At 55.5% G+C, this 17373-nt stretch carries 14 protein-coding genes and 1 pseudogene; 5 read left to right on the top strand and 10 right to left on the bottom strand.

Features of this window, described 5'->3' with window-relative positions; translation table 11 throughout:
• Window position 1 precedes the first annotated feature (1 nt).
• Genes mraY through mraZ form a run of 7 tightly spaced genes read right to left on the bottom strand, consistent with a single transcriptional unit; the run spans window position 2 to window position 7412 of the window.
• Entirely contained in the window at window positions 2-1084 is a 1083-nt protein-coding gene (mraY, locus tag AU511_RS00680) for a phospho-N-acetylmuramoyl-pentapeptide-transferase (protein ID WP_026741705.1), read from the bottom strand.
• Window positions 1078-2439 carry a UDP-N-acetylmuramoyl-tripeptide--D-alanyl-D-alanine ligase gene (murF, locus tag AU511_RS00675; RefSeq protein WP_094108441.1) on the bottom strand — a complete coding sequence of 454 codons (1362 nt, stop codon included), beginning with the start codon at window positions 2437-2439 and terminating at the stop codon, window positions 1078-1080. The genes mraY and murF overlap by 7 nt, the downstream gene beginning before the upstream one ends.
• A complete protein-coding gene (gene murE / locus AU511_RS00670) occupies window positions 2436-3920 on the bottom strand; it encodes a UDP-N-acetylmuramoyl-L-alanyl-D-glutamate--2,6-diaminopimelate ligase (protein ID WP_094108440.1) in 1485 nt (494 codons plus the stop codon). Before murE ends, murF begins: the two co-directional genes overlap by 4 nt.
• Window positions 3907-5673, bottom strand: coding sequence for a peptidoglycan glycosyltransferase FtsI (locus tag AU511_RS00665; RefSeq protein WP_094101396.1), 1767 nt, complete (start codon window positions 5671-5673; stop codon window positions 3907-3909). Before AU511_RS00665 ends, murE begins: the two co-directional genes overlap by 14 nt.
• Before the next feature lie 19 nt (window positions 5674-5692).
• The gene (ftsL, locus tag AU511_RS00660; protein ID WP_026739107.1) at window positions 5693-6013 is read right to left on the bottom strand and encodes a cell division protein FtsL; all 321 of its coding nucleotides are present in this window, start codon (window positions 6011-6013) and stop codon (window positions 5693-5695) included.
• The gene (rsmH, locus tag AU511_RS00655; RefSeq protein ID WP_094101376.1) at window positions 6010-6951 is read right to left on the bottom strand and encodes a 16S rRNA (cytosine(1402)-N(4))-methyltransferase RsmH; all 942 of its coding nucleotides are present in this window, start codon (window positions 6949-6951) and stop codon (window positions 6010-6012) included. The genes ftsL and rsmH overlap by 4 nt, the downstream gene beginning before the upstream one ends.
• A gap of 2 nt (window positions 6952-6953) precedes the next feature.
• Complete coding sequence (gene mraZ / locus AU511_RS00650) at window positions 6954-7412, bottom strand: division/cell wall cluster transcriptional repressor MraZ (RefSeq protein ID WP_026739105.1); 459 nt, start codon at window positions 7410-7412, stop codon at window positions 6954-6956.
• A gap of 952 nt (window positions 7413-8364) precedes the next feature.
• On the opposite strand from mraZ, the gene alaE reads away from it, so the two are divergent.
• Window positions 8365-8706: an L-alanine exporter AlaE gene (gene alaE, locus AU511_RS00645; protein WP_420843429.1), complete on the top strand. Its 342-nt coding sequence runs from the start codon at window positions 8365-8367 to the stop codon at window positions 8704-8706.
• A 206-nt stretch (window positions 8707-8912) separates the two neighbouring features.
• Here alaE and cra read toward each other — a convergent pair whose 3' ends face one another.
• Window positions 8913-9917 (bottom strand): catabolite repressor/activator, encoded by a 1005-nt coding sequence (cra, locus tag AU511_RS00640; RefSeq protein WP_094108439.1) that lies wholly within the window; start codon window positions 9915-9917, stop codon window positions 8913-8915.
• Window positions 9918-10951: 1034 nt separating this feature from the next.
• On the opposite strand from cra, the gene leuA reads away from it, so the two are divergent.
• The 4 genes and pseudogenes from leuA to leuD all read left to right on the top strand — a co-directional run bounded on the left by leuA (window position 10952) and on the right by leuD (window position 15637).
• Window positions 10952-12529: a 2-isopropylmalate synthase gene (gene leuA / locus AU511_RS00630; RefSeq protein ID WP_094108437.1), complete on the top strand. Its 1578-nt coding sequence runs from the start codon at window positions 10952-10954 to the stop codon at window positions 12527-12529.
• Window positions 12529-13619 (top strand): annotated as a pseudogene (gene leuB, locus AU511_RS00625) (3-isopropylmalate dehydrogenase). The gene leuA and the pseudogene leuB overlap by 1 nt, the downstream one beginning before the upstream one ends.
• 2 nt (window positions 13620-13621) lie before the next feature.
• Window positions 13622-15022: a 3-isopropylmalate dehydratase large subunit gene (gene leuC, locus AU511_RS00620; RefSeq protein ID WP_094108436.1), complete on the top strand. Its 1401-nt coding sequence runs from the start codon at window positions 13622-13624 to the stop codon at window positions 15020-15022.
• Window positions 15023-15034: 12 nt separating this feature from the next.
• Window positions 15035-15637 (top strand): 3-isopropylmalate dehydratase small subunit, encoded by a 603-nt coding sequence (gene leuD, locus AU511_RS00615; protein ID WP_094101371.1) that lies wholly within the window; start codon window positions 15035-15037, stop codon window positions 15635-15637.
• Between the two features lie 46 nt (window positions 15638-15683).
• Here leuD and AU511_RS00610 read toward each other — a convergent pair whose 3' ends face one another.
• Both AU511_RS00610 and AU511_RS00605 read right to left on the bottom strand, forming a co-directional pair.
• Window positions 15684-16589, bottom strand: coding sequence for a siderophore-interacting protein (locus AU511_RS00610; protein WP_094108435.1), 906 nt, complete (start codon window positions 16587-16589; stop codon window positions 15684-15686).
• 221 nt (window positions 16590-16810) lie between these two features.
• A complete protein-coding gene (locus tag AU511_RS00605) occupies window positions 16811-17152 on the bottom strand; it encodes a ribonuclease G (protein ID WP_094108434.1) in 342 nt (113 codons plus the stop codon).
• Between the last annotated feature and the right edge of the window lie 221 nt (window positions 17153-17373).

Genomic DNA, 17373 nt, shown 5'->3' with positions numbered 1-17373 from the left:
GTTACCGTACCTTCAGTGTGACCAGTCCAATGAGCACCAGCATCAGAGAAATAATCCAGAACCGCACAATCACGCGCGGTTCCGGCCACCCTTTAAGCTCATAGTGGTGATGTATCGGCGCCATGCGGAAAATCCGCTGGCCGCGCAGCTTAAAGGAGCCAACCTGCAGGATCACCGACAGCGTTTCGACCACGAACACGCCCCCCATGATCACCAGTAAAAATTCCTGACGCAGCAACACGGCTATCGTCCCGAGCGCGCCGCCCAGCGCCAGCGAACCGACGTCGCCCATGAAGACCTGCGCCGGATAGGTGTTGAACCACAGAAACCCGAGTCCCGCACCGACTATCGCCGTGCACACCACCACCAGTTCGCTGGCATGACGGATGTACGGAATATGCAGATAGTTGGCGAAGTTCATGTTCCCGGTCGCCCACGCCACCAGCCCGAAGCCCGCGGCGACAAACACCGTCGGCATAATCGCCAAGCCGTCCAGACCATCGGTCAGGTTGACGGCGTTGCTGGTGCCGACAATGACGAAGTAAGCCAAAACCACGTACATCAACCCCAATTGCGGCATGATGTCTTTAAAGAACGGCACCACCAGCTGCGTCGCCGGCGTATCTTTGCCGATGGCATACATGGAAAAAGCAACGATCAGCGCCAACAGCGACTGCCAGAAATACTTCCAGCGTGCGATCAGCCCCTTAGTGTCTTTACGTACAACCTTGCGGTAGTCGTCCACGAATCCGACGATGCCGTACCCCAGCAGTACCAGCAGCACGCACCAGACGTAAGGGTTAGACAGGTTGACCCACAGCAAAACAGAGATCGTGATCGACGCCAGTATCATCACGCCGCCCATCGTCGGCGTACCGCGTTTGCTGAAGTGCGACTCCGGCCCTTCGCTACGAACGACCTGTCCAATCTGTAAACGCTGGAGCCAGGCGATCAAATGAGGCCCCATCCAGAGCGAAATCACCAATGCAGTCAGCAGGCTGACGATGGCTCGAAACGTCAAATAGGAAAAGACGTTGAAGCCGGAATAAAATTTGACCAGTTGTTCGGCCAGCCACACTAACATGTTGCCTTCTCCTGTAATGCCCGTACTACCTGCTCCATCGCAGCGCTGCGTGAGCCTTTTATTAAAATGGTAATCACTGTGTGTTCCGCCAATAGCGCCCGAAGACGGGCGACCACCGCGGCTTTATCCTGAAAATGTTCGCCCTGACCGCTGGCTTGGCTAATCCATTCGCTCAACGTGCCGACGCTCAGCACACGGTCGATACCGGCGATCCGCGCGGCCTCGCCGACCTGACGGTGGCACGCTTCGGCTTCCCGCCCCAATTCCGCCATGTCACCGACGACCAGTACTCGATACCCCGGCATATCCGCCAGTACCTGAACTGCCGCCGTTAGGGAACCGACATTAGCGTTATAGCTGTCGTCCAGCACCCGCTGCTCGCCGCCCAGTGAGAGCGGGAACAAGCGTCCCGGCACCGCCTCAAGCTGCGCCAGTCCGGACGTCACGTCCTCAAGCGATGCACCGACGGACATCGCTAGCGCCGCGGCCGCCAGCGCGTTAGCGACATTGTGTTTTCCCGGCAACGGCAGCATCGCCGCAACCTTGCCAAACGGGCTGTGCAAGGTGAACGTCGTGCCCTGCGCCGTCACAACGACGTCGCTGGCGTAGAAGTCCACGCCCTCAGCGGCTTCCGGCGAAAAGCGCCAGACGGTTTTCTGCGTCAGCGTCGTTCGCCAGTGCGGCCAGTCATTACTATCAGCGTTCAGAATGGCGACGCCGTCGGCGGGAAGACCGTTGAAGATCTCGCCTTTGGCCTGCGCAACACCGGCCAGCGACCCGAACCCTTCCAAGTGCGCTGCCGCAATATTGTTGACCAGTGCCGTTTCCGGCCGCGTGAGATCGGCGGTATAGGCAATCTCGCCGATGTGGTTCGCGCCCAGCTCAATGACGGCGAAATCATGTTCCGGCGTCAGTCGCAGCAGCGTCAGCGGCACGCCGATGTCGTTGTTCAGATTCCCGGCGGTATAAAGAACGTTGCCGCACTGCCGCAATATGGCCGCGGTCATCTCTTTGACCGACGTCTTGCCGGACGAACCGGTCAAAGCGACAACGCGAGCCGATGATTGCTGCCGAACCCAGGCAGCCAGCGCGCCCAACGCCAGCCGCGTATCTTTCACGACGAGTTGCGGCACCGAAACAGGTAAGCGCTTACTCACCAACAGTGCTGCCGCGCCCTGGCTGATCGCATTCTCGGCGTAGTCGTGGGCATCAAATTTCTCCCCCTGCAACGCCACAAACAGGCAGCCTTCCGTCAAATGACGAGTGTCCGTCGAGACGGCGTCGATCGTCTGATCGCCCCCTTCCAGACGGGCGTCCAAGACGTTCGCCAATTGGCTCAGCGTTACGCGAATCATGCCACCACTCCCAACAGACGCGCGACCGTCATACGGTCGGAGTAATCCAACCGTTGATGGCCCACGATCTGATAATCTTCGTGACCTTTACCGGCCACCAGCACCACGTCATCCGGCCCGGCGTGCATCACCGCGCTGCTGACCGCCGCCGCCCGACCTTCAATCGCTTGAACACGGCCGGCGTCCATCAGGCCGCTTAGGATGTCTTTGACGATAGCCTGCGGCGCTTCGCTGCGCGGATTGTCGTCCGTCACGATGACCCGGTCGGCCAGCTGTTCCGCTACCGCGCCCATAAGTGGGCGCTTACCTTTGTCACGATCGCCGCCGCAGCCGAACACGCACCAGAGCTGCCCCTGACAGTGTAGTCTCGCGGCCTCCAGCGCCTTTTCCAGCGCATCGGGCGTGTGCGCATAATCCACCACTACGGTCGGTTTGCCTTCAGCGTGGAAGACTTCCATCCTGCCGCACACCGGCTGGATCGCCGCGGACGTTTCGGCCAACTGTTCCAGCGGGTAGCCCAGCGCCAGCAGCGTCGCCAGCGCCAGCATCATATTGCTGACGTTAAACTCGCCCATCAGGCGACTGTGAATCGTGGTTTGTCCCCAGCTGGAATCCACCTGCGCGGTAAAACCGCTGTCGTGATACGCCACGCTTTTCGCCTGCAGCCAGCGGCTGCGGCTCTCTGGACGCGATGATCCCAGCGTCACGGCCACCGCATCGGGAAGCTGGCTCAACCAGCGTCGGCCCACTTCGTCGTCCGCGTTGATGATAGCTTCAGCGACCTGATGTTCCGCGAAGAGCGCCCATTTGGCTTCTTCGTAATGCGCCATGTCGCCGTGATAGTCGAGATGATCGCGGCTCAAGTTGGTAAACACGGCGGCGGCGAAGGGCAGCGCGGCAACGCGATGCTGAACTAGGCCGTGGGAAGAGACTTCCATCGCGGCAAACGTTGCGCCTGCATCAGCCAATTGGCTGAGCGTTTGTTGTACGCCGATGGCCGATCCCGTGGTGTTTTCCGCCGGGGCTTCTCGTCCCAGTAAGCCGTTGCCGATAGTCCCCATCACCGCGCTGGTTTCCCCCAGCGCCTGACTCCACTGCGCTAACAGCTGGCTGGTCGTCGTTTTTCCGTTGGTGCCGGTCACGCCGACCAGGCAAAGTCTTTCCGCTGGCTGGTGGTAGAATCGTCCCGCCAGCGCAGAAAGACGCTGATTAAGTTCATCCAGATAAATCACCGGTACGCCGTGCTTTTCACACACGGTGCCCTCCGGATTTTCCTCATCCGCCTGGGCGATCACCGCAGCCACGCCTTGAGCGATGGCCTGAGCAATATAGCGTCGCCCGTCGGTCTGGTGTCCTACGATGGCGACAAAGACGTCTCCCGCAGCGGCAATGCGACTGTCCAGCGTCATCTCCCGCAGCGCGCGCTCGGGAGCGTTGGCAACCCACGGCGCCAGCAAATCGTGCAAATTACGATCTGTCACCTGAGCCCTCTTTTCGGTTAATAACGAATTCATTTTTCTCCCCCGTCGCCAGGGCATCCGGCTCGATGTTCATGGTGCGAAGCACCCCACCCATGATGGCGCCGAATACCGGCGCGGAGACCGCACCGCCGTAGTATTTCCCGGCCTGCGGGTCATTGATGACCACGACCAGCGCAAAGCGGGGATTACTGGCCGGGGCAACACCGGCGGTGTAAGCGATGTATTTGTTGACGTACTTGCCGTCCGGACCGACTTTTTTCGCCGTACCGGTCTTGATCGCGATGCGGTAACCTTTAATCGCCGCCTTTGAACCGCCGCCGCCCGGCAGCGCGACGCTTTCCATCATGTGCACCACGGTGCGTACGATGTTGTCAGGAAAGATACGTTCTCCCGGCACCGGCGGGTCGACTTTGGTAATGGAAAGAGGACGATAGATGCCAAAGCTGCCGATAGTGGCGTACATCCTCGCCAGTTGCAGCGGCGTGACCATCAGACCGTAGCCGAATGAGAAGGTGGCGCGTTCGATATCCGCCCAGCGCTGGCGATGTGGAAATAGCCCTGAGCTTTCACCGACCAACCCGATATTGGTGGGTTTACCCAAGCCAAACCGAGAGTAAGTATCCACTAACACAGAAGAGGGCATCGCCAGCGACAGTCGGGATACGCCGACGTTACTCGATTTTTGCAGCACGCCCGTCAACGTCAGTTCGTTGTAACGCGCCACGTCTTTGATTTCGTGTCCGTTGATGTAATAAGGCAGCGTATTCAGGACGCTATTTTCTTTCACCACGTTGCGCTGTAGCGCGGACATGACCACCATGGGCTTAACAGTAGACCCCGGCTCGAAAATATCGGTGATGGCGCGGTTACGGATGACATCGTTGGAAGTGCCGGAGAGGTTGTTCGGGTTGTAAGACGGGCTATTGGCCATCGCCAGCACTTCGCCGGTGTTCACGTCGACCAACACGGCGGTACCGGACTCCGCCTTGTTAAAGGCGACTGCGTTATTCAACTCGCGGTAAACGAGGGCCTGCAGGCGCTCGTCGATGCTCAGCATCAGGTTGTGCGCGGCCTGACTATCGACGGAAGAGATATCCTCGATAACGCGCCCAAACCGGTCTTTACGCACAGTACGCTCGCCCGGTTGACCAGTCAGCCAGCGGTCGAAGCTCTTCTCGACCCCTTCGATTCCTTGTCCGTCGATGTTAGTGAAGCCGATGAGATGGGAGGTCACCGGTCCTGACGGGTAGTAGCGACGTGACTCCTGACGCAGATTGATGCCCGGCAGTTTTAGTTTATGAATGTATTCGCCGATGGCGGGGTTTATCTGACGCGCCAGATAAACAAAGCGGCCGTTAGGATTGGCGTTGACCTTGGTGGAAATTTGATCGAGCGGCATTTCCAACGCATCGGCCAGCGCTTTCCAGCGCGAATCAAGCGTGATGCCGCCGTGGTCGTTCACTTCCTTGGGATCCGCCCAGATGGCGTTTACGGGGACGCTCACCGCCAGCGGACGACCTGCGCGATCGCTAATCATCCCGCGCGCGGTGGGCACTTCCTGCACACGCAGAGAGCGCATGTCGCCTTCGCGCACCAGCTTATCCGGCGCAATGACCTGGAGATAGGCGGTGCGCAGCATCAGGCCGACCAGACAGATCAGAATCCCCCCGCAAAGCAGCGCAAAACGCCAGCTGACGAAGCTGGCATGTTCTTCCTGACGTTTCACCTTCCGGTGCGTGCGGGTTTCATTTATTGAGTAATAACCTGTCAGTTCATTGTTTAACCACAATATTTTCCTGCGAAGGATCGACGTGCCCCATGTAGAGTTTTTCTATCGCGTTCTGCTCGACACGGCTGTGGTCGCCCAACGCATTCTCTTCCAGAATCAGGTTGCGCCATTCGATATCCAGCGCATCACGCTCCAGCAGCAGGCGCTCGCGCTCCGCGGTCAGTAGACGAGTGCGATGCGCCGTCGTCACCACCAATACGGCCGAAATCAAAACAGCGACCAGCAGCAGCAGCGGCAGTTTGCCGTGCCGCAGCAAATCTTCTGCGATGACGCCAGCAAGCGAGTGACGCTCGTGCCCGATCATGAAGACAGTCTCTCCGCGAAACGCAGTACGGAGCTGCGCGCGCGCGGGTTCTCCGCGACTTCAGCGTCGGACGGCTTCATTTTTCCTGCGATTTTCAGGGTTCTTCCCCCCTGCTCGCGAAGCTGTTCTTCCGTCAACGGCAAACCGGCTGGCACCTGCGGCCCACGGCTGTTGTGGCGGATAAAACGCTTCACAATGCGGTCTTCCAGGGAATGGAAGCTGATCACAGACAGACGGCCTTCAGGAGCCAGCACATCCAACGCGCCGTCGAGCGCGCGTTCAATCTCTTCGAGTTCGCTGTTGATATAGATACGGATGGCCTGGAAAGAGCGCGTTGCCGGGTGTTTGTGCTTTTCACGAATCGGACTGGCGGCGGCAATCAGCTCGGCCAGCTCTTTCGTACGCGTCATTGGTTCGGTCTGATTGCGCTCAACAATGGCGCGCGCAATACGGCGAGCAAAACGCTCTTCGCCAAAGGTTTTGAGCACCCAGGCGATATCTTCCGCTTCCGCTTTCATCAGCCACTCGGCAGCAGAAACACCGCGAGTGGGATCCATACGCATGTCGAGCGGGCCGTCGCGCATGAAGGAAAAACCGCGCTCCGGATCGTCAAGCTGCGGCGAGGAAACGCCAAGATCCAGTAGTACGCCGTTGATTTTCCCCTTCAGTCCGCGTTCTTCGACGTATTCAGCGATTGAAGAAAAAGGGCCGTGAATAATGGAAAAGCGCGTATCGTCAATCTCGCTGGCGGCGGCGATTGCTTGAGGATCGCGATCGATTGCCAGCAGGCGACCCTTCGGCCCCAAATGGGACAGAATCAGACGGGAGTGACCGCCGCGGCCAAACGTACCGTCAATGTAAATACCGTCGCCGCGAATGTTCAGGCCGTTGACGGCCTCATCCAACAGCACGGTCGTATGTTTAAGAGTTTCTGTCATGACTATAGAGATAAGTCCTGCAATCGATCAGATAGCGGTTCCTGAGTCGATTGTTCAGCTTCGATGTCTTCCTTGACTTGTCGATACCAGGTCTGTTCATCCCACAGTTCAAACTTGTTGAACTGCCCGACCAGCATCACTTCTTTTGTAAGCTTTGCATGTTGCCGCAGCGTGGACGCGATTAATAAACGCCCGGCACCATCCATTTGGCACTCACTGGCGTGTCCCAGCAGCAAACGCTGAACGCGACGTTCGGCGGGATTCATGCTCGACAGGCGAGAGAGCTTCTGTTCGATGATTTCCCACTCAGGCAAGAGATAAAGCAGTAGGCATGGCTGGTGGAGGTCAATGGTGCAAACCATTTGCCCCTTCGCTTCCTCGTTCAGTACGTCCCGGTATCGGGTCGGAACGGCGAGCCGTCCTTTACTGTCGAGATTGACCAGACTTGCCCCACGAAACATGGTTGTATTTAGCCCTTCATGCCATTTTCTACCACTTTGTCCCACAAATTCCCACGCTCCAGAGTTTACGGAGGGGAGGAAAACCTTGTCAAGCAAGTACGGAGGCGGGCAGGTATTATTTTCGGCAACTTTTGGCGGGGGGAAAACTGTTAAAAAAACACCAGTAAAAAATAATGAGTATTAAGGCTGTGATTAAATAAGAGAAATTAACCAGGGCTCATCGAGCGCGTGAAAGATATACGCTTTGACAACCTATACAATATTATTTTCACAGCCACATATCGTTACGTATTTTTTATTTTTGACAAAACCTGACTTAGTCAATAAACCCTGATTTATCAGTATTTTTTGACAATTATTTTTGTCAAAAGACGGGTGTCTTAAATCTCCTATACGGTTTTGAATTGTAAGAATTCATTTTACGCCGAGAAAAACAGAATGTTTTTCATCAAGAAAATTTTATCAACGGCGCCTTAAGCGATTCGAAGGAATTTATCCAACGAAAAAACACTGTTTATATTTACAGTATCACTCTGACATGTCTGACTAATAATAATCTGTAGGGTCTGAAGCCGGGCGGATTCTATATAAAAGAGAGACGAATAGCGATCCGCACATCGCGCTCTCCCGCACTCAATACAATTTGTTGTTTTAAAAACATATTTCTCTCTTCAGCACAATAATAAAATGCCAACGGCACTTCCACTTAAATCAGAATAATTCTCTACTAGTAAATGACAAATAAAATCATTCCAGTGATTAAGACTAATGAAAAAGCAAAATAACAAACAAAACACTATCGAGATAATGTATTCTATTTTATCTACAACGTACGGGAGCCGGTCGGCATGTTCACCCTCGCCTCACGTCTGGGCAGCACGCTGGCCGGCACTTTCACAATGGCGATTGACTGTTCCGTGACGGGTATGGCATCGAAATACTGATTTCAGGCATGTCGTTCCAGCAGTCGCTTTGCTTACGCCTGCTTTCTATGTTGGTCAATATTGTGATTACCAGGCCTTATGGGTTCTACCGCGATCGCATCGTCGACGTCGCTCAGAATCTGGCGCGCCAATACCGCAAGAACAAAAAGGCCGCTGACCTTATTGCCTATGTCAGTTTCCCGTCGCCGGTATATAGGGTTATTTTGCTTATCATTGGTGCCAACGAATCGCGATGGCCGTCAGCAGTAATACCGCGATATCGCTGTTCATGGGCTTGGCCTAGGTTATTTTCGGGAATATGGTCGTCAGCAGTTTCGCGTATCCGTCAGAAGCCAGGGACGCCCCGCTAGCCATTCATTTTCCATTAGGGTGTGGCATAGAAAGGTAAAAAACCTTTTTTATAAAACGGGACTTTTCTTAGGCGAAGACCCAGAAAAAAACACGCTCTGAGTAAAAATTCGCAGAGATATCCAGATGGCGTGCAATAAACGGCGATGGTAACGGCTTGAATACAGGCATTGCTGGGAAGAGTTCGGCCCGGCAATGCCCTATTGCCTTAACGACGACTTAATGAACCCCGGCGATAAAGGCTGCGACGAATACGATAAAGGCCCGCTTTCGGTCTACGCGGTTCATCCAAGCTCGCCAGAACCAATTCCAGCACCCGCTCAGCCACCTCCCGATGACGCTGCGCGACGGATAACACCTGACATTCCAGGAAATCCAGCAGTTCGTTGTCGCCAAACGTGGCGATAGCAAGATTATTAGGTAAACGTCCGCTCTGTTTTAACGTGACGTCCATCACGCCCTGCAATAGAGGGAAAGAGGTCGTGAACAAAGCCTGCGGCATCGGGTTGTGCTGCAAATAGTCCGCGAATATCGCTGCCGCCGCGCTGCGTTCGTAGCTGTTGGCGTAGAGATATTCCACCTCCCGGGGATCGCCCTCCCAGGCCTGCCGAAAACCTTGTTCGCGTAGGAAACTGACGGATAACTCCGGCAAGGCGCCCAGATAAAGCACCCGTTCAGCCGGAATATTACGCAGCTCCCGCGCCAGCATTTCAGCATCCTCCTTGTCCGCACCCACCACGCTGGTAAAGTGTTCGCGATCCAAGGCGCGATCTAACGCGATAATCGGCAAAGGATCTTTCACCCAGCGCTGATAGAAAGGATGTTCCGGGGGCAGTGACGTAGACACGATAATGGCATCGACCTGACGCTGCAAAAGGTGCTCAATACAGCGCATTTCGTTATCGGGCTGATCTTCCGAGCAGGCGATCAGCAGCTGATAGCCACGCTGGCGCGCCTGACGCTCAAGATAATTGGCGATGCGGGTATAGCTGGTATTTTCCAGATCGGGGATGACCAGGCCGATAGAACGCGTTCGCCCGGCACGCAGCCCAGCAGCCACGGCGTTTGGATGATAATTGTGTTCGCGAACCACAGCCATGACCTTTTCAACGGTCTTATCGCTCACGCGATACTGTTTCGCCTTTCCGTTGATGACATAACTGGCCGTCGTACGCGAAACCCCCGCAAGACGCGCAATTTCATCCAGTTTCACTGGTAACCCCTTAATAAGTCAGATAATGAAGAATGAATGGAATGATAGCCATAAACTAACCAGGGATATCTGTTCGATCTAACCGCATAACCTTCCACACAGCAACCGCTTTTATCACAGTATGATGACACGCATAGACCAATTGGGCATCGCCATTGACCTGCAGGGGCCGCACCGAGTTATAACGGCAAGCCGACTGCCCCTTCGGGTTGAGTCATTACACGTTTCAGGGCCTGCTGACCCCGTGCCCGCTAGCCCCCAGAGAACCGTCCTAATCTCCCTTGGTTAAAACAGCCTCGCCGGCTTGAAAAACCTTCCTAACGCGTTTTTTCTTACCATTAACCCTGCCGAAAGATTTTTTTTATCCGCTTAACCAGCCGTTTTACGGCGAAATTTTGAGGGATAAAACCCAGGTGTTTTTGCCCTCCACTAAGTAGTGGCGCATCAACATGATGGCAGTCTTTACGGCAGGCAAATCACGCTGACTTCACACGCTCGCACTCGTTCGGGGAATTCTCTGCCAAAAGCACTTTTACTACGTTAAAACTCCAAGAGAATTGCTCTTGGTCTGAAAATATCCCACGAGCTTTGAACAGGTCAGCAAAAAATATTATCGGCGCCTACCCTCTTTTCTGCCTGAAAAGCGCAATATGGGTCCCTGTATGTCAGCATAAAGACCCCATTTATCCATTGAGCGATCGGGCTATTTTTAGCACAATCCAGGCGGAATTGATTACCGATAATCTGGGCGAAAGCCCGCGCTTTGCCGTGGAAATCAAACGTTGACATAACCACAGTATTAAAGTACCAATAATAGAGAAGCAATTGACTAACAAACATTGGAAGAAAATCAGCATGTCCCATTTCGCAAAACTACTAGGCCTACTACTTATCGCATCCAACATGCGCGGTATGCCGGTGGGCGAAATTCACAGCTGATTTTCACGCCACACCTTCAAAAAAACCCGCGCCATTGCGCGGGTTTTTTTTTACTCGCCGGGCGTCAGAATTAACAAGACAAAGGAACCAGAGCGATGAGCCAAGAAGTGATTATTTTCGATACCACATTGCGTGATGGTGAGCAGGCGCTGCAGGCCAGTCTGAGCGTTAAGGAAAAGATTCAGATCGCCATGGCATTGGAACGTATGGGGGTCGATGTGATGGAAGTCGGCTTCCCTGTCTCATCGCCTGGTGATTTCGATTCAGTACAATCCATCGCCCGGCAGATCAAAAACAGCCGCGTCTGTGCGCTGGCCCGCTGTGTTGAGAAGGATATCGATGTCGCGGCCGAAGCCCTGAAAGTGGCCGACGCATTCCGTATTCATACCTTCATCGCCACCTCGCCGATGCATATCGCCACCAAGCTGCGCAGCACGCTGGATGATGTGATTGAGCGCGCGACCTATATGATTAAACGCGCGCGCAACTACACCGACGACGTCGAGTTCTCCTGTGAAGATGCCGGACGAACACCAATTGACGATCTGAGCCGTGTGGTGGAAGCCGCGATCAGCGCTGGCGCCCGCACTATCAATATTCCAGATACCGTCGGCTACACCCTGCCTCATGAATTCGGCAATATCATCGCTTCGCTGTACCAGCGCGTGCCCAATATCGACAAAGCCATCATCTCCGTTCACACCCATGACGATCTGGGTTTGGCGGTCGGCAACGCCATGGCCGCGGTCAACGCAGGCGCCCGTCAGGTCGAAGGGACGCTGAACGGCATCGGCGAACGCGCCGGTAACTGTGCGCTGGAAGAAGTCATCATGGCGATCAAAGTGCGTCAGAAGCTGATGAATCTGCACACCAACATTAACCATCAGGAAATTTACCGCACCAGCCAAATGGTCAGTCAGATCTGCAATATGCCGATTCCGGCCAACAAAGCCGTCGTCGGCGCCAACGCCTTCGCCCACTCTTCCGGCATCCATCAGGACGGCGTTTTGAAGAATCGTGAAAACTACGAAATCATGACGCCGGAATCCATCGGTCTGAAAGAAGTGCAGCTGAACCTGACGTCGCGGTCAGGCCGCGCCGCCGTGAAACACCGCATGGAAGAGATGGGATATAAGGAGTGCGAGTACAACCTGGATGATTTGTACTCCGCCTTCCTGAAATTGGCGGACAAGAAAGGCCAGGTGTTTGATTACGACCTGGAAGCGCTGGCGTTCATCAACAACAAACAGGAAGACGCCGCACTCTACCGCCTGGATTATTTCAGCGTACAATCAGGCTCCAGCGTCATGGCCACGGCATCGGTCAAACTGGCCTGCGGCGAAGAAATCAAATCAGAAGCCGCCACCGGCAACGGCCCGGTCGACGCCGTCTACAAAGCCATCAACCGTATCACCGGTTTCGATATCAATCTGGTGCAGTATCAGCTGTCCGCCAAAGGTCACGGCAAAGAAGCGTTGGGTCAGGTAGACATCGTGGTCGAATATCAGAACCGCCGCTTCCACGGCGTGGGTCTGGCAACGGATATCGTCGAATCCTCCGCGAATGCCATGGTGAACGTATTGAACAATATTCAGCGCGCGCAGATGGTCGAAAAGGAATTACTGCGTTTGCAGCAGCAGAACAACAAACAAAATAGTCAGGAAACAGTGTGATGAACAAAAGCTATCATATCGCCGTACTGCCTGGTGACGGCATCGGTCCGGAAGTCATGGCTCAGGCATACAAAGTGCTGGAAGCCGTACGTCAACGTTTTGGTCTGAACATAACGACCAGCGAATATGACATTGGCGCGCCGCCATCGACCGTCAGGGCACACCGCTGCCGAAAGACACCATCACCGGCTGCGAACAGGCGAGCGCCATTCTGTTCGGTTCCGTGGGCGGTCCAAAATGGGAACATTTGCCCCCGGCAGAGCAGCCTGAGCGCGGCGCATTGCTGCCGCTGCGTAAACACTTCAGCCTGTTCAGCAACCTGCGTCCGGCTCGCCTGTATCAGGGTCTGGAAGCGTTCTGCCCGCTGCGCGAAGACATCGCCGCGAAAGGTTTCGACATCCTGTGCGTCCGCGAACTGACCGGCGGGATCTATTTCGGCCAGCCGAAAGGCCGCGAAGGCAGCGGTAAAGATGAACGCGCTTTCGACACTGAGATCTATCATCGTTTCGAAATTGAACGCATCGCCCGCATCGCCTTCGAATCCGCACGTAAACGCCGCCATATCGTGACGTCTATCGACAAAGCCAACGTGCTACAGAGCAGCATTCTGTGGCGCGAAGTCGTTACCGAAATCGCCAAAGATTACCCGGATGTACAGCTGAACCATATGTACATCGACAACGCCACGATGCAGATGATCAAAGATCCGGCCCAGTTCGACGTGGTGCTGTGCTCCAACATCTTCGGCGACATTCTTTCCGACGAATGCGCCATGATCACCGGCTCGATGGGCATGCTGCCTTCCGCCAGCCTGAACGAATCCGGTTTCGGTCTGTATGAACCCGCGGGCGGTTCCGCGCCTGATATCGCTGGCAAAGACATCGCCAACCCGATTGCACAAATTCTGTCTGCGGCCCTGCTGCTGCGTTACAGCCTGGGTGAAGATGACGCCGCTTCCGCCATTGAGCAGGCGGTCAATCATGCGCTGGAAGCTGGATACCGCACGGGCGATCTGGCTCGCGACGGCAAGGCCATCGGCACCAGTGAAATGGGTGACGTCATTGCCCGCTATGTCGCGGAAGGGGTGTAATCATGGGTAAAACGTTATATCAGAAATTATTTGATGCGCACGTCGTGTACGAAGGGGAAAACGAAACGCCGCTGCTGTATATCGACCGTCATCTGGTGCATGAAGTCACATCGCCTCAGGCGTTCGACGGCTTGCGCGCCAAGGGCCGCCAGCTGCGTCAGCCTAGCAAAACCTTCGCCACGATGGACCACAACGTCTCCACCCAGACGCGCGATATCAACGCGAGCGGTGAGATGGCCCGCATTCAGATGCAGGAGCTGATCAAGAACTGCAAAGCCTTTGGCGTACAGCTGTACGATCTGAACCATCCCTATCAGGGCATCGTTCACGTGATCGGTCCTGAGCAAGGAATGACGCTGCCGGGCATGACCATCGTTTGCGGCGACTCCCACACGGCCACCCACGGCGCGTTCGGTTCATTGGCGTTCGGCATCGGGACGTCCGAAGTCGAACACGTAATGGCAACGCAGACCCTGAAACAGGGGCGCGCGAAAACCATGAAAATTGAAGTGACCGGCGATGCGGCCCCCGGCATCACCGCCAAAGACATCGTATTGGCGATCATCGGCAAAACCGGCAGCGCCGGCGGCACCGGTCATGTGGTCGAGTTCTGCGGCAAGGCCATCGAAGCGCTGAGCATGGAAGGCCGTATGACCCTGTGCAACATGGCGATTGAAATGGGCGCCAAAGCCGGTCTGGTCGCTCCGGATGAAACGACTTTCGCCTACCTGAAAGGGCGCCAGTTCTCGCCGAAGGGCGGCGATTGGGAAGAAGCCGTGGCTTACTGGAAAACGATGAAATCAGACGCGGATGCGCAATTCGACAGCGTCGTCACGCTGAACGCCGCCGACATCGCTCCGCAAGTCACCTGGGGCACCAATCCGGGTCAGGTGATCGGCGTAAATCAGGCGATCCCGGCACCGGAATCCTTTAACGATCCGGTTGAGCGCGCCTCCGCCGAAAAAGCATTGAATTACATGGGGCTGAAAGCAGGGATCAAACTGACCGACGTCGCTATCGACAAAGTCTTCATCGGCTCCTGCACCAACTCGCGGATCGAAGATCTGCGCGCCGCCGCCGCTATCGCCAAGGGCCGTAAAGTCGCCGCGGGCGTCCAGGCGATGGTCGTTCCCGGCTCAGGCCCGGTAAAAGCGCAGGCGGAAGAGGAAGGTCTGGACAAGATCTTCATCGAGGCCGGCTTCGAATGGCGCCTGCCTGGCTGCTCGATGTGTCTGGCGATGAACAACGACCGTCTGAATCCGGGCGAGCGCTGTGCTTCCACCAGCAACCGTAACTTCGAAGGACGTCAGGGCCGTGCCGGACGGACTCATCTGGTCAGCCCGGCAATGGCCGCCGCGGCCGCGGTGACCGGGCGTTTCGCCGACATTCGTGAACTGAACTGAGAGGGATAACCCATGACTCAATTTACTCAACATACTGGTCTGGTCGTCCCGCTGGACAATGCCAACGTCGATACCGATGCCATCATTCCCAAACAGTTTCTACAGAAGGTGACCCGCACCGGTTTCGGCCAGCACCTGTTCAATGACTGGCGTTTTCTGGATGATGCGGGCCAGCAGCCTAATCCTGAATTTGTGCTAAACCAGCCTCGTTACAAAGGCGCCAGCATCCTGCTGGCCCGTGAAAACTTCGGCTGCGGTTCATCTCGCGAACATGCCCCGTGGGCGCTGACCGACTACGGCTTCAGCGTGGTGATTGCGCCGAGCTTCGCCGATATTTTCTACGGCAATGCCTTGAACAATCAGTTGCTGCCGGTTCGACTGAGCGAAGCCGACGTCGACGAGCTGTTCGCCCTGGTGGAAAACAACGAAGGCATCACGTTCACCGTCGACCTGGAAGCTCAGAGTGTGAAAGCGGGCGACAAGCGTTATCCGTTTGAGATCGATAGCTTCCGTCGCCACTGCATGATAAATGGTCTGGATAACATCGGCCTGACGCTGCAACACGAAGCGGCGATCGCCCGCTATGAGGAAACGCAGCCGACATTCCTGCGTTAAGCCTCATCGTCTCATCATGTCCCAGGCCCGCTTAGGCGGGCCTTTCTTATCTCTCCCGGCGCGGTCCCTGACACCAATACGCCATAAACGCCATCGACTCTCTGGCCACACCCCGCTCGCCTACCAGATATCGACGCAAGGCTTTAACCACCGATGATTCGGCAGCAACCCAGCCGAAAAACTGCCCGTTCTGACTCTCCGCCTTTTCCCACAACAGTTCGTCTTCGGGGACATCTGATAACTCGACGACGGTTGGCTCGCTTTGGGCCTGCGGCAAGAGAAGCTCATCGCGAACCGCATCCAGCAGCCGCTCGCCGTGGTTTGCGCCGCTTCCTTCTCGCGGCAACCAATGGATGTCGGCGAAGGTAAAATGGCTGAAATCCTGACAGTCAGCGCGCAGAGGCAGTTCGATAAATGCTTGCACCTGCGGTGGTGAAACCCGCCCGGCTAACTGCTCCAGAATTCCCTTTACGGCGGGAAAAGCGGTTTCATCGGCGATCAGCAACGCGCGACGGGTCTGTTCGGTGGGCAGCCATTCATAGCCGCCTTGGCGGCCCCGCGAGTCGGCGCAGGGCGCTACCATCTGCAAACGATCGCCCTGCTCAGCACGTATCGCCCACGATGACGCCGGGCCTTCCGTGCCGTGAATGACAAACTCCACTTCCACCTCCCCCGCTGCCGCATTCAGGCGACGAAGGGTATAGGTCCGCGCAATCGGACGCTGGCGTTTCGGCAGCGCCAGCAGCTCCGCATACCAGTTAGCGACATCCGGCAATTGAGACGGCGTGCCATCGACGGCAGGAAACAGGAGTTTGATGCGCTGATCGGGCGCGCCGGTGGTCATCTCGCGTACCGACTCACCGCTGAAAACACAGCGCATCATTGACGGGCTTAGCATCTGTTTACGCGCCAGTGTGACCTCGAAAATCTTGTACTCCTTCGCTCCCGCCATGCTCATTCCTCTGGGTTTCCACCGTGTTCGAGCGAGGAATGTTAGCATTCAACTGATAATGAGAACAATTATTGATACAAGCATTTACAGAGTCTGTAAGCCGCCTCGCAAAGTGAGACGAAGAATGAACATTCAGGCTAGAGAGGGGGAGCAGAACGGGGTAAATAACCGAAGGAATGGCATTCGCTATCCAGCAACAAATGCCATTGTTTTTGAACGGATTAATGCATTAGTGCGCCCGCGAGTGACGCCATCATAGTGGACAGAACAAAAATGGAGAAAAACACTGATACCAGCGCCAGAACGAAGGCGAACAGACCGGCCCTATTCCAGCTATTCTGTACGCGTTTGAACGTTTCGACATCATTATAGTCGGCGTTTTGCCAAGCCCATTCGTTGCCTTTGAAGCCGCACACAAACATCCAGACTATGTTCAACACTGGAACAAAACACAGTAGCGGCAGGTAGGTTTTGTTGCCCACGCCCCAAACGATGTTGAACATAAATGCGCCCCAGTTCCATCCCTTTACTTCTTTTGGTACTGCTTTTCCATATTCGGCCATGTCAGAGCTTTCCTTTCAAAGTTGGACAAAATATTACGCGCCGGACAGTACAACGAGTTACGTTCACGCTTCAACTATTTTGTTTCGACACTATGATCACCCTATTATTTAACTTAATTAACCTTCGCGATGCGGCAGGGAAATCTATGGAAAACGGCGCAAAAAAAACAGGCAGAGGCCCCGCGGGCTTCTGCCTGTTTTAGCGTCAGGAAGGCAGAGAG

The organism is Lonsdalea iberica (assembly GCF_002111585.1).
Classification (GTDB): Bacteria; Pseudomonadota; Gammaproteobacteria; order Enterobacterales; family Enterobacteriaceae; genus Lonsdalea; species Lonsdalea iberica.
The sequence above is the reverse complement of the archived record's forward strand: the minus strand, read 5'-3'. Positions and strand labels throughout refer to the sequence as shown.

Bases quoted from the DNA above. Each gene is read 5' to 3' on its own strand.
- mraY (WP_026741705.1), bottom strand. From the start codon at position 1,084: ATGTTAGTGTGGCTGGCCGAACAACTGGTCAAATTTTATTCCGGCTTC.
- murF (WP_094108441.1), bottom strand. From the start codon at position 2,439: ATGATTCGCGTAACGCTGAGCCAATTGGCGAACGTCTTGGACGCCCGT.
- ftsL (WP_026739107.1), bottom strand. From the start codon at position 6,013: ATGATCGGGCACGAGCGTCACTCGCTTGCTGGCGTCATCGCAGAAGAT.
- rsmH (WP_094101376.1), bottom strand. From the start codon at position 6,951: ATGACAGAAACTCTTAAACATACGACCGTGCTGTTGGATGAGGCCGTC.
- mraZ (WP_026739105.1), bottom strand. From the start codon at position 7,412: ATGTTTCGTGGGGCAAGTCTGGTCAATCTCGACAGTAAAGGACGGCTC.
- alaE (WP_420843429.1), top strand. From the start codon at position 8,365: ATGTCGTTCCAGCAGTCGCTTTGCTTACGCCTGCTTTCTATGTTGGTC.
- leuA (WP_094108437.1), top strand. From the start codon at position 10,952: ATGAGCCAAGAAGTGATTATTTTCGATACCACATTGCGTGATGGTGAG.
- leuC (WP_094108436.1), top strand. From the start codon at position 13,622: ATGGGTAAAACGTTATATCAGAAATTATTTGATGCGCACGTCGTGTAC.
- leuD (WP_094101371.1), top strand. From the start codon at position 15,035: ATGACTCAATTTACTCAACATACTGGTCTGGTCGTCCCGCTGGACAAT.
- AU511_RS00610 (WP_094108435.1), bottom strand. From the start codon at position 16,589: ATGGCGGGAGCGAAGGAGTACAAGATTTTCGAGGTCACACTGGCGCGT.
- AU511_RS00605 (WP_094108434.1), bottom strand. From the start codon at position 17,152: ATGGCCGAATATGGAAAAGCAGTACCAAAAGAAGTAAAGGGATGGAAC.